9 protein-coding genes are annotated in these 13,580 nt (G+C 34.5%); 3 read left to right on the forward strand and 6 right to left on the reverse strand.

What is annotated here, in order from left to right; genetic code table 11:
- Positions 1–56 precede the first annotated feature (56 nt).
- Entirely contained in the window at positions 57–929 is an 873-nt protein-coding gene (locus tag ACAM30_RS21540) for an ABC transporter ATP-binding protein (RefSeq protein ID WP_369616562.1), read from the reverse strand.
- A gap of 844 nt (positions 930–1,773) precedes the next feature.
- Between ACAM30_RS21540 and ACAM30_RS21545 the strand changes: the two genes are divergently transcribed.
- From ACAM30_RS21545 to ACAM30_RS21555, 3 genes are all read left to right on the forward strand, one after another.
- Complete coding sequence (locus tag ACAM30_RS21545) at positions 1,774–2,619, forward strand: chromate resistance protein ChrB domain-containing protein (protein ID WP_369616563.1); 846 nt, start codon at positions 1,774–1,776, stop codon at positions 2,617–2,619.
- Between the two features lie 85 nt (positions 2,620–2,704).
- Positions 2,705–3,202 carry a hypothetical protein gene (locus ACAM30_RS21550; protein WP_369616564.1) on the forward strand — a complete coding sequence of 166 codons (498 nt, stop codon included), beginning with the start codon at positions 2,705–2,707 and terminating at the stop codon, positions 3,200–3,202.
- 10 nt (positions 3,203–3,212) lie between these two features.
- Positions 3,213–4,388: a chromate transporter gene (locus ACAM30_RS21555; RefSeq protein WP_369616565.1), complete on the forward strand. Its 1,176-nt coding sequence runs from the start codon at positions 3,213–3,215 to the stop codon at positions 4,386–4,388.
- A gap of 81 nt (positions 4,389–4,469) precedes the next feature.
- On the opposite strand, the gene ACAM30_RS21560 is transcribed toward ACAM30_RS21555, so the two are convergent.
- From ACAM30_RS21560 to ACAM30_RS21580, 5 genes are all read right to left on the reverse strand, one after another.
- On the reverse strand, positions 4,470–8,912 hold the full coding sequence (locus ACAM30_RS21560) for an amino acid adenylation domain-containing protein (protein ID WP_369616566.1): 4,443 nt from the start codon (positions 8,910–8,912) through the stop codon (positions 4,470–4,472).
- Between the two features lie 91 nt (positions 8,913–9,003).
- Positions 9,004–9,969, reverse strand: coding sequence for a 2,3-diaminopropionate biosynthesis protein SbnB (locus tag ACAM30_RS21565; protein WP_369616567.1), 966 nt, complete (start codon positions 9,967–9,969; stop codon positions 9,004–9,006).
- The gene (locus ACAM30_RS21570; RefSeq protein ID WP_369616568.1) at positions 9,956–10,903 is read right to left on the reverse strand and encodes a cysteine synthase family protein; all 948 of its coding nucleotides are present in this window, start codon (positions 10,901–10,903) and stop codon (positions 9,956–9,958) included. Before ACAM30_RS21570 ends, ACAM30_RS21565 begins: the two co-directional genes overlap by 14 nt.
- The gene (locus ACAM30_RS21575; RefSeq protein ID WP_369616569.1) at positions 10,896–11,696 is read right to left on the reverse strand and encodes a class I SAM-dependent methyltransferase; all 801 of its coding nucleotides are present in this window, start codon (positions 11,694–11,696) and stop codon (positions 10,896–10,898) included. The genes ACAM30_RS21570 and ACAM30_RS21575 overlap by 8 nt, the downstream gene beginning before the upstream one ends.
- A gap of 155 nt (positions 11,697–11,851) precedes the next feature.
- Positions 11,852–13,567, reverse strand: a complete 1,716-nt coding sequence (locus tag ACAM30_RS21580; protein WP_369616570.1) for a carbamoyltransferase — start codon at positions 13,565–13,567, stop codon at positions 11,852–11,854.
- Positions 13,568–13,580: the final 13 nt, after the last annotated feature.

A 13,580-nucleotide genomic window follows, 5' to 3' on the forward strand; every position in this document is an offset into this window, starting at 1 on the left:
TAATACTGAAATTTTAGTCTAAGTTTCTAGATACTAACCATTCAGCATCTTTATTTTTAAACTAATTCGTTTAATTTTGCAAAAAACACATCTTCGAGATTTTCCTCTGCCGGACTAAATCCGTTATTCAAATGAGTATCAGAAAAAACGTGGATTAAAGGTTGCCCACCCACTAATTTATTCGAGATTACTTTATAGTCTTTTTGATATTCAGGTAATTCCAGTTTCGTTACTTTTTTCTCCCAAACTTTGTTTTTTACTTGTAGTAAAGCATCATCAGTATTACCGCTAAATAGTACTTTGCCCTGGTTCATTATTGCCATTTCTGTGCAAAGTTCACGAACATCCTGAACAATATGAGTGGAAAGGATCACAACAGTGTTCTCTCCTATTTCACTCAAAATATTATAAAAACGATTTCTTTCACCAGGATCCAATCCCGCAGTTGGTTCATCTACAATGACCAATTGCGGATTTCCGATTAAACATTGTGCAATTCCAAAACGCTGGCGCATCCCTCCGCTATAACTCCCTACAGCATTTTTTCGATGTTCCCAAAGATTGACTTTAACCAGCAATTGTTCTATAATTTGTTTACGGTCTGATTTTTTATCAAATCCTTTCAACAGTGCTAAATGATCCAAAAGTTCGACAGCCGAGGTTCTTGGATATACACCAAATTCTTGTGGCAAATAGCCTAGAACTTTACGAACTGCTTCTTTGTTATTTAGAACATCTATATCTCCAAGGGTTACTGAACCACTGTCAACATCTTGTAAAGTGGCCAATGTTCGCATCAAAGAAGATTTTCCTGCTCCGTTTGGCCCTAGCAATCCAAACATTCCTTTTTTAATGTGAAGCGAAACACCGTTCAGTGCATGCACACCATTACTATATTGTTTGTCCAGATTTTTAATGATTAATTCCATACTATTCATTTTAATTGATTGATAATAAATACTTAAGACGATAACCTCATTTATTTGTTACAGCCTTGATGTTAGATTTACTATTGATTAGAAATACTATTCGTTTTTTTTTCATGCATCAAAGCTTTCACCTGGACCTAAGCTGCTTAAAACACTGATTACCAGTAATAAAATAAAATATATTTCTCTAAAATACTATGGAGATCTAAAATCCCCGCTCTACGAAGTATATCTCTCCAGCGCTGCGCAAATGTCTCTGACTTTGCGCCAACTTGCAATATCTAATTTAAAACATATCAGTAATAAAGTCTCAGACTTTAAAACTAAATTTCTTAGATGTAATTTCCAGAAAAGAAAAGATTTAAAACAGTATTAAAAAATAACGGTAAAAAGTCAGGAGACTTTTATAAACTGTAATAATTCATAAGTGCAAAAAAAAAAGCGCAAAGTCAGAGACATTTGCGCAGCTTTGGTAAATCACGTTTTCCTAATGTATACATCGACCAGTTGCTGCGTGTAACCTGCAACAGCATGGTTATTATGAGTTTGAAGTCGAAAGACATTTACAAAGTTTTATTCCCTAGCGAAGGATTGTACTAATTTACCAGGTGAACAATTTTTTTATATTTTTAAATTTGTTACAAAAACGGTAACAAATTTTTATTTTTTATCATTTTGTTCCATTTCTTGTAACAAAATAATTTTTTAGACGATTTTGTTTCAATTAAATAAAATTCTCCCCGCTCTACAAAGTATACTTCATAAGCGCTGTGCATTCTCACTAGCTGACACTTAAATAATAAAAAAATGTACCTTAGCACGCATTCTAAAAAACAATTGATTTATGAAATGGATCACCAGAGAAAGACCAAAAATAGACCGAATTGCATGCCCATGGCTTATTAGAAATTTTGTGGATCCTGAGGCTGAATTTATTTACGTCCCTTATGATCAGGTTCTGGACAAGGCAAAAGAATTAAATGCCATTCCTTTTGATATCCCAAATGTTGAATTCACACATTATAAGGAGCAGTGCACCTTCGATTATATTGTAAAAAAATATAAAATCGAAGATCCCGCTATTTCCATCATGGCAGGAATTGTACGCGGGGCTGATACGGATCGTCATGAAATTGCAAAAGAATCTGCCGGACTCTGGGCGGTGTCTGCCGGGCTTTCGCATAATATTACCGATGATTATAAACTCCTTGAAACCGGAATGGTGCTCTATGACGCACTTTACAGCTGGGCCTCACATCTATACAAACAAAAACATCTGCAGAACAGCCCCTTCGAGAACCTGCTACACGAAGTTTACAACAAGTTTCTTAAAGACAAAAAAACAACCGGAAAAACACCATCCTGGGTAAAAGACCTCAAAAATCTTATTCAGGACCAGATTGATGCTCAGTTTACTTTCGACCTTAAGAAAATATCGGGTGAACTCGATTTGAACCCATCCTACCTGTCGAGAGAATTTTCTAAATATTTTGAAGATTTAAATTTCGGGGACTATGTCAGAAAACAAAGGATTGAAAAAGCGGTAAATCTTATTGAGAACACAACCTATACTTTGACGGAGATTGCCTATAGAACCGGATTTTCAGACCAAAGTCATTTTACAAGAATTTTTAAACTCCAAACCGGAAAGAATCCGTCGGCATACAGAAAAAAAATCCAAAAAAAGTAATCCCTATACAAAACGTAAAATACATACTATTTAGAGAAGTTTAATGCTTATAATTTTGTTTCTATAATTTATAAAAACAAAATCGATGCTTTTAAGATTCCCGCTCTTTTCTATTCTACTACTATTTAGCCTTCCGTGCTTTTCTCAGACTACGTATCCTAAAATCACAGGATATTTTGGTATTCTGCATCCTCTGGTAACCTTAAATAAAGATGAAACTGCAGTAAATTTCAGAGACTACTACGCTGTAGGATTTCCAACCGGAATCAATATCTGGAAAAACGAGAAAATCGGATTTTCTTTTGAGGTAGTTCCCAATATCAAGGACGATCAGGGTACCAGTAAAGTAAGTAACTTATTGTTTCATCCCGGGGTTCTGGTAGCCTTAGGACACGGATATACTTTTGCGGGAAGGGCTGCTTTTGATTCCTCCGGAAGATATGGCATTACACCTGTTTTGAATAAAACAATAATAAAAAGCACCAATTGCAGCTACTTTGCCGCAATCCCCCTGCCCATCCGCTTTGGCAATAATCATCCCGCTTCTTTTACAGTAGGGTTTCAGTTTGGAATTGCATTTTAATTTACAGATCATGAATGAAAATCCTAAATATACATTACGAGAACTAACCCTTTATTTTTTAAAGCTTGGTAGTATAGGTTTTGGCGGTCCCGTTGCTCTGGTGGGTTATATGCACAAAGATCTGGTGGAGAACCGAAAGTGGATCTCAGAGGACGAATACCGCGAAGGACTCGCTCTGGCTCAGCTTGCTCCGGGGCCTTTGGCGGCTCAGCTTGGAATTTATATTGGTTTTGTGCATTACCGCTTCCTTGGTGCTACATTAATCGGAATTGCCTTTGTTCTTCCTTCTTTTCTAATGGTGCTCTTATTAGGGATCATTTATAAACTCTACGGAGGTCTGTCCTGGATTCAGGCGGTATTCTACGGAGTTGGCGCAGCTGTAATCGGAATTATAGCATTAAGTTCTTATAAACTTACTTTAAAATCTGTTGGCCAGCTGAATTTGGAATCCATGAAATCCAAATGGCTCCTTTGGCTCTTTTTTATTCTTGCCGTTTTTATTACTTATATTACAAAGCAGGAACAAGTCCTTTTATTTATTGCAGCCGGTCTTTTATACATGGCAATTAAAGCGCCTCCTAAATGGTGGAACAGCAAAACCGTAAACTCTTTATCCTTAGTTTTTTTACTGACAGGGTTTTGGAGCTATGAAAGTTCTACCCTTACTAAAATTGCTATTTTCTTTGCCAAAGCAGGAACTTTTGTATTTGGAAGCGGTCTGGCGATAGTCCCTTTTCTACATTCAGGAGTTGTAATCGAAAATCAATGGCTTACTGAACAGCAATTTCTGGATTCGGTTGCTGTAGCCATGATTACACCTAGTCCGGTCGTAATAACGGTTGGTTTTATTGGGTATTTGGTCAATGGTTTTTTAGGTGCATTAGTGGCAGCGTTGGCTACTTTCCTTCCCTGTTATCTCTTTACTATAGCAATGGCGCCTTCTTTTAAAAAAATAGCACAAAACAAACCCGTTAAAGCATTTGTCGAAGGTATTACAGCTGCTGTGATAGGCGCTCTTGTTGGATCTGTAATGGTGATAGCCAAAAGAAGTATAATAGACATTCCAACGGCTCTAGTAGCAATTATCACAATTTTTGCACTGCTTTATATAAAGAAAATTCAGGAACCCTATATTATTGTAGCATCGGCTGTTTTAGGTATAATTATTAAATTAGTAATAATCTGAACGGCTCTACATAGTATACCTTACAAACGCGGCGCATTTTTATGATAAAAAAATTAGAACAAAAACGAGATAATTCAGACTTTAAAAATTAAAATCAAAATCTAATGTGGTATCAATTTCCTGCTCTAATTTGTCATCTATTTCTCCAATCTTCATTAAAGGATTAACAACAATTTCATTTAGCATTTTACGAAACTCTGATACAATCATGTGTATGGTATCTTCCTCAAATAAATCAGAATTGTAATCGATAGTTCCTTTTAACTGATGTTTACTTTCAAACAAATTAAACACCATAGGTATTCTGCTGAATTTGCTTTCAATTGGGTAAGATGTTAATTTCAATTCATCCAGTTCAATGCTACCTTCTAAATTAAATTCAGGGTTTTGATAGACTAACATCACATCAAAAATATCAGGTACTATTTTGTCAAATGGCACATCCTGATAATTGTTTATTTCCAGTATGTTATGATTAACATTCTCCCATACATCTGCAAAAGTTTGTTCTGATTGTATTTGAGTTCTTAACACCAGAGTTTTGACAAACATTCCGATTTGATTGTTTAAGTCAGAGATATTTCTTCCTGAATTTACTGTTCCAATGCAGATATCTGAATGTTTGGAAAGCTTATATATTAAAACATTGATTGCAGCCACTAAAAGTGTGTAGAAAGTAATTTGTTTTTCGGCAGCTAATTGTTTTAGAAGGAGTGTAACTTCCTCTGTGAATTCAAAGGATAATTTACTTCCATTTTGCTTATTATTTTGAATACTAAAATCTCTGTCAAATGAATTTTTAGGCTCATAGTTTTTAAGATAATTTTTCCAAAATAACTCATTTTTAGATTGATCTTCTTTTATTGTTTTATGCAACCACTCTGAGTAATCTTTGAATTGAAGCTTCAGAATATCATCATTAGTTTGATTTTGAGTACTTTCATTATAGTTTTGGATAAATTCTTTAATAAAAATTTCCAGCGATAAGCCATCCATCATAATGTGATGTGTAGAAAAGAGTAACAGGTGTTGGTTCGTTTCTAACTCTATCAATTGAACTCTTATCAGCAGTTCTCTTTCTAAGTCAAATTCGGTATTAATTAATTGACTGATCACTTCTTCGATTGAATCCTTTTTTAATTGATGTAAAGCAGTTTCAAATCTATTTTTCGCTGTAGCATTTATTTTTTGATACGGAATTCCATTAATTTCAATAAAATGGGTTCTAAGGATTTCATACTTTTCAATGATTTGATTTATTGCTTTGTTAATTCTGGCTGTATCCATAAATCCCTCAATAGTATATCCGGCAGACATATTATAAGCAATGGAATTCTTTGTTTGCTGAGAAGCCAGCCAAATGGTGTATTGAGCGGGAGTCAAAGGATATAAATCTTTGATTTCAGCTAACGGTATGGCGTTCGATTGGGTTGGTTTTAACTCTTGCAAATAAACAGCCAGTGATTTTATCGTAGGGAAATCAAAAATAGTTTTTAACGTAATCTCTAAATAAAGATTTCGGGAAATTAATCCGATCAATTTTACTGCATTTAAAGAATGACCTCCGAGTGCAAAGAAGTTATCCGTTACACTTATTGCTTCTTCCCTATTTAATGCTGTCGCCCAATACTGAGATAGTTTTATTTCTAAATCGGAAACAGGTTCTTTGAAATGCTCTTCATTTGTATGATATTGAATCTCTCTTTGTGACAAAGATTTTCTATCCAATTTTTGATTGGGCGTAAGCGGAAATTCTTCCAATGGAAGGATGGCATTCGGAATCATATAGTACGGAAGTGTCATTTTCAATTGATTTAAAATTTCACTTGTATCTATAAACTCCTGATTTTTTAAAACATAAGCTATTAAAAAAGCTTCTTGCTGCGCTCCTTTTTTTGCAATGACAACAGCTGCTTTAATGGCTGCCATTTGATTTAATTGTGACTCGATATCTCCCAATTCTATTCGATAACCTCTAATTTTTACCTGATTGTCATTTCGTCCTAAAAATTCGATTTCCCCATCATTATTCCATTTTCCAACATCTCCAGTTTCGTAGCACAAAGCATTCGAATCAAAAGGGTTTTGGATGAATTTTTCTTTGGTTAATTCATTGTTTTTATAATATCCCAACGCCAATCCATCTCCAGCAATATAAATGGCTCCCGGCGTTCCAATTGGTTTTGGATCTAAGAACTCATCCAGAATATAGAATTGTGTATTGTTTATAGGTTTACCAATATTGGAGGCTTCCGAAGGCCGTTCTATTTTTTTTACACTAGACCAAATAGTCGTTTCGGTTGGTCCATACATATTCCATAATGCTGAACTATGGCTAATCAGTTTTTGGGCTAATGATTCGCTTAGCAAATCGCCGCCACATAATATTTTTAATTGCTTATCTCCTTGCCAATTGGCATTGAATAACATTTGATAAAAACTTGGTGTGGCCTGAATGATTGTTGGTTTGAGTTCTTCTAATTTTCTAATAATTAAAGTAGGGTCGGATAACAAATCCTGACTAGCCACATACAAAGTTGCTCCCGAAATTAAGGGTGCAAAAAATTCTAATATGGAAATATCGAAAGAATAAGTGGTTACTGAAAATAAAACATCACTTTCCCTAATTCCGGGTGCTTGCTGAATACTGGTTAAGAAATTAAGTAATGACTGATGTCCAATTTCAACTCCTTTTGGGTTTCCTGTTGAACCTGATGTATAAATAATATAAGCTGTATCTTGCGGTGATACGATTTGAAATTCTGTTACTTGTACTTCATCAATTTCATCAAGAATATTTTCTAATGATAGTGTCTTTACCTCTTCAATCCCCTCAATTTCATAACTATTTTCGTTAACAATGATGCTGGTTTGACTATTGGCCACAATATAACTTAAACGGTCTTTTGGAAAAGCAGGATCTAACGGAATATAAGGCCTGCCCGTTTTTAAAATCCCTAACAAAACTGCAATCATATTTGCGGAACGACCTAACAAAACCGCAATTGGTGATTTATCTTCCTGACCAAATTGCGCCATAATATAGGTTGCTATTTGACTTGACAGCTTATCCAGTTCGCCATAAGAATATGATTTTACGTCATCTTTTAATGCAATTTTCTCCGATACTTTTTTAGCTTGTTCCTGAAATAAATCTAATACCGTTTTATTTTTTGGATAATCAACTTTTGTATGGTTAAAATTAAATAATAGTCGCTGCTTTTCTTCTTTTGTCAGATAGGTTAACTCTTTTAGCTTTTTATCTGAATTATCTAAAACAGAATCAACCAGCTTTTCAAAATGATTGACCACTTGCGTGATGCCTGCTTCATCGAAATAATTCAAATTATAATCAAAATCAATTTTCACATCTTCCGATTCGTCAAATTCTCTAATGTATAAAGCCAAAGCTACTCTTTCTGATTGATGACTTAACGGAATTACTTTGGTTTGTGTGTTTTTAAAATGAGCTGAATAATCTTGTTTTTCGTAAGATAGTGTGATATTAAACAATCGTTCTTTTTGACTGTACAACTGAAGTTCCTGAATTAACTTTCCTAACGGTAATCGCTGATGGCGGTAATCTTGTCTCAACTGATTTTTGATATCCATTATTAAATCCTGAAAAGTAGCTTCAAAATCCAATGACATTCTCAGAGGCGAAATTCCCATAAAAAGTCCGACCGTTTTTTTATAAGCAGATTTGCTTCTGTTTAAAACGGGTAAACCAATAGCAAAATCATTGTTTTCGTGTTTTCTGCCAAAATAGGTGTATAAAATTCCTAAAATTAAAGTAAAAGTGGAGCATTTATAACTTGTGGCTAATTCATTTAACTGGTTATAGACAATTCTTTTAATAAACAGTTCTTTACGACTGCTTTTATTTATTTGCACACTATCATCCCGCTTCTCGAGTAAATTCTCCGGTAATTGTTTGAATTTTTGAGACCAGTATTCTAAATCCTGGTTAAATGATTCTGAATTTTGATATTGAAAATCATCTTCTTCAAAGTCTTTGTAACTAAATGGATAGTCTGAAATAACTGCATCAAACTCCCCGATCTCATTGTAGTTTTGAACCAATCTTTGAAACATTAATGAAGTTCCCCAACCATCGGTTATGATATGGTGATACACAGAGAATAAATAATAAAAATCGTCCTGAACTTTTACTAAGGTAAAAATATGCAAAAGGCTTCCTTCTAATAAATTAAAAGGTTTCATAAATTCCTTTTGCATATATAAATTTGCTTCTTCAATGGGGTTTTCACTCTCTGAAAAATCAATAAACCCGAGCTCCGATTCATGATCATCCAGTATCTGAGTACCTATATTTTCTTCATTTTTAACAAAAACAATTCGATAAGCATCGTGCTGATTGATCAGTGCAACATACGCTCTTTTGAATATTTCTATGTTTACTACACCTTTAATTTCGATTTTAGCCCCAATATTGTATATCGGCTCATTAGAAAATAGTAATTGTTCGAAATAAATATCTTGTTGTGGTAATGTCAGTTTCATGAATATCCTTGTTATACTAGCTCCATTTATGACCACAGATGATCTAATAATCTCCTGCAGCGGTTATTTCCTTTTTAACTTTTGAAAGTAATTACAGTACTTGTCCGATATACTTATCTTGTGATAATTCATAAAAATATTTTGCTATCCCAATATCAAAAATCGCCATACCCATAGGGCAGAACATTATGGTATCGTCTGCCCTTATAACTTTCTTTAGTTTTCCGGATATGACATCAGTGATTACAAGTACATCTTTTTCAAGCAGTCCTTTTGTATGGTGCATCACTTCAATATCGGTATTTTCTCTGCATACTTCGTTCCAATTATCAACAATCATACAGTCGATAAAATCACAAACACTTGGTTCGTAATCCCTTAACGAAACATTGAGCTGCAGCGAGCCTTTTGGTGGTGGAAGATTGATGTATCTTTTTGACGAGGCTGTACACGTAATAAAAATCTTTGAGTTTACGTAGGCTTGCTCCCAATCGTTTGCGATTACGATTTTATGTTTCCATTTTTCGGGCAATAGCTTTTCATCAATTAGATTGAGATCGTAGACGTAAACTTTTTCAATGATATCTTCATGCAAAGTAAAAATCATCTCGAGATGCATCCTCCCAATTGGTCCTAAACCAATAATACCAAAATTTATCTTTTCATTAATTGCTACTGCTTCCCTATAGCTCTTTATGATAGCGCCCGTAACTGCCGATGTACGTATGGCCGAGACTATGGGAGTATTTATAACGGATATGGGAACACCGGTATCGGCATCATTCAGGATAATAACTGAATTGGCTCTCGGCAAATTGTTTTTTATATTGTCAGGAAAGCTGGCAATCCATTTTATACCCGAAATATTATAATCGCCTCCGATATAAGCAGGCATCGCTATTATTCTGTTTTTTAAGTCTTTATACCTAAGGTATGGTTTTATAGGCTGTGCGAAATCTTTTTTTTCTAACAGCAGAACCGTATCCTCAATAACCTGAATAATTTCATTCCAATTATTACCTATCTCCAATATATTTTGTTCATTAATGTATTTCATAAGAAGTTTTTTGAAAGCATTTATAATCTATTAATTCCAGATAATCGTCGCCGGAATCGGGCATAATGATTAAACAATTGTGTTTCTTTTCAGATTTTTCAATATTCTGCAGGGCCGCATAAAAAGCTGCACCTCCCGAAGCACCTACCATGATGCCATAATCGTGAAATAATTTTTGGCATCCGCTTATTATTTGCTCTTCCGTTAAAATAACATGGTCGTCTATGTCTGCCAGAGCAATAAAATCGGATGTTTTGCTGGCACCAATGCCAGGTAATCTGCGTTCTTTGGTGATGTTCGAAAAAATCAATGAGCCTTCAATATCAACTGCTATAATTTTTGTTCCTGTAAAATACTTTTTTATATGCTGTGATATCCCCGTGATTGTTGCACCCGAACTGACAGAAATAAAAATATAATCAATTTGATCCATTTGATCTTTAATCTCATCGATCATCGTATTATAAGCCAGATAACAATTCTTGTTTTTATACTGGTTGGGCTGGAAAGAGTTCTTATTCTCTTCAAGATAGTTTTTGATAAATTTTATTCTGTTCAGCAGATAATTCCCTGTCTCGTCTTTCTGTGTAATCTGCACGATATGACTGCACAGTAGTTCCAGCTTTTTCTTTTTATATAAAGAGATACACGGATCGATAACAGGTATAAACTTTAAGTCCAGTTTTTTACAAATCAAAGCAAGCGCTATCCCAAAATTCCCTGAAGTAGACTCAATTACAACTGTTTCTTCATTGATTGAACCGTCAAGAATTGCTTCTTCTATTACCCTGAATGCTGATCGCATCTTTATACTACCGCCAAGTTGATAGTACTCTGCTTTTATAAAAATACTCTTCTCAGTACATAAATTATACAAAGGAGTATTTCCTATAAGTTTCTTTAGTGTGTACAGTTTGTCTAATAAGTTATTCATCGATAGGATTTGTTTTTTTTGCAATGCATATGTATGACAACGGATAGGAAAGTTTTTTTTGTTCTAAGTCTTCTTTTAAATTTGATATATCATTATCATATTCAAATAATTTATACAGTGACAGCCCATTATCTGCAATGGCATTGAACAGGTCGGAGAACGTGTAATTAAAACTATAATTTGGGCTTCCGTTATACTCTGTTTTTCCTAGATAATCCAGACCACCCTCCTCTTTCAATGGTTCTTTTCTAAAATAATTTTCCTCTTCCGAAAGTTTCATGTCCTCATCTATAAGCCAGCTAAAAGGATGCTGTTCCTGAATAACAAGATATCCTCCGGACGACAATACTTTTGAAATTTTTTTCATGATCTGATGAAGATCGGGCAGCCAGACCAGGGCACCTACCGTCATTAATACGATATCAAATTTTTCTTTTTTTGTAATTTCGTCCATTTCATAAACGTCTTCGACATGGAATATACAGTCAAGATCGAGTTGATCGTTTAGGGATCGTGCCGAATTGATTGCTTCAACGGAGATATCGATACCGACACATTTGCCGGCATTCATTTTTTTAAGCGAGATCAGTTCTTCACCATCGTTACAGCACAGCTGAAGTATTGATTTGTTTTGGAATGTTATTTTATTTAATACTTCCAGAAGTTTCTCATCCAGAGTGCTAAAATCATGTAACGTGAATTTGCTTTTATACTTCTTTTTAAAATCCTGATGTATTGGGTTCACCTCATCCCATGCAATTCTGTTTGCTTCGGTATATTCTTTATAATTCATATTTTTTCGAATTTATATTTTCTTTTATCTCGTGGGAAATTCTTGATTCTCCCAATGGTCACTACATAACAACTGGTATATCCGATAACCTTAACGAAGATAAATTCCAGAGTCAATGAATCTTTTTCAAATTTTTCATTCTCAAAAGAAAAAGTTTAGACTTTCTCCAGATTATCCTTTTTACTCATTATAAAGTTACCCATAACCAGATAATCAATATTGGATTTCAAAAAAGTTTTTATAGCATCCTCAGGAGTGCAAACTATTGGTTCTCTGTCATTAAAAGAAGTGTTTAAAACCATCGGGATTCCGGTTAATTTATAGAATTCGGATATTAACCCGTGGTATTTGGGATTGGTTTTCTGATTTACCGCCTGTATTCTCGAAGTTCCGTCAACATGTACTACTGCCGGAATGAGTTCTTTTTTATTGGTTAAAGCCGGATAAGCCATAAGCATATACTCCGATACAGGTGTATTCTTTTTAATATCAAACCAGTTTTCTGTTTCTTCTGATAAAACACTTGGGCAAAATGGTCTGTGATCTTCTCTGTGTTTGACTATTGAATTGAGTTTTTTAATCATATGGAAATCTCTCGGATCTGCTAAAAGACTTCTGTTTCCAAGAGCCCGGGGTCCAAATTCCATTGCTCCCTGAAACCATCCGATAATATTCCCTTCCCCAATGAGTTCTGCCGTTTTCACTTCTATATCCTCCACATGAGCATACACAAGGTCTCTCTTGGACATTTCGTTGTGAATTTCTTCAGTTGTAAATGAAGGGCCTAAAAAAGTATTGTCTAAAACTAATCCTTCTAAGTTCCCTTCTGATTCAATATTCAGTTTTAAAGCCGCTCCCAAAGCTGTTCCCGCATCATTCGCCGCTGGCTGTATAAAAATATTTTTAAATTTACTGTTTTCAAAAGCTATGGTGTTGGCAACACAGTTTAAAGCTACACCGCCTGCAATACAAAGGTTTTCAGATTTTGTTTCTTCAAAAAGCTTGTCGATAATTTTTACAATAATATCTGTGGTCCACTTTTGCAAAGAAGCTGCAATATCTTTGTGAACCTCTTCTAATTCATCCAGTGTTTCTCTTTTTTTAATGTTGAACAACTTTTCTAACTTCGAATAATCTTCCACTCTGAAGCACAGTATCTCATTGTCCAGTTCAAAAATAGTTTCGTCATTGATGGAAGTCATCTTATTGAATTCTTCTTCAAATGTTAAAGGGTTTCCGAACGACGCTACGCTCATCACTTTACACGCATCGTATTCTGAAAAGCCTAAAAATTTAGAAATTTTCTCCCATAAAAAACCAATTGAATTAGGGTAGGCAATTTGTTGTAATACTTCAATTTTTTTACCATTTCCATGGGCAAGAGTGGTCGATTCAAATTCACCGATTCCATCAATAGAAAGTATGGCTGCATCCTTAAACGGAGACGGATAATATGCTGATGCACAATGTGCTATTGCGTGCTCTATAAAGCTAAACTGCCCTTTAAAACCCATTTCCTTAAGTTTTTGAGGAATTGTTATTAATTTATCATAAAATAACTTTTCACCGTCCTCACAACCCCAGTTGTTCGGTATGAAACGATCTTCTGAAGGTATGTTTTTTAATCTTCTTTCAGGTTGAAATGAAAATCCTATTAAAGCAACATCCTCTAAACTTATCCCTCCCATCTCGAGACATTTGTTCAAAGCAAGAATCGGCAATTCATCGGGATTGTCAATTTTTGATTCTTTTGCATGTTTGATTCTTGAAAGTCTTTCTTCTTCAATAGCTGCAACTACTTTGTTATCAATTATTAAGCACACTGATGATTCGTGGTATACACAATTTATTCCTAAGATAATATTTCTCATAATTTTGTATCTT

Source organism: Flavobacterium sp. CFS9 (assembly GCF_041154745.1).
Classification (GTDB): domain Bacteria; phylum Bacteroidota; class Bacteroidia; order Flavobacteriales; family Flavobacteriaceae; genus Flavobacterium.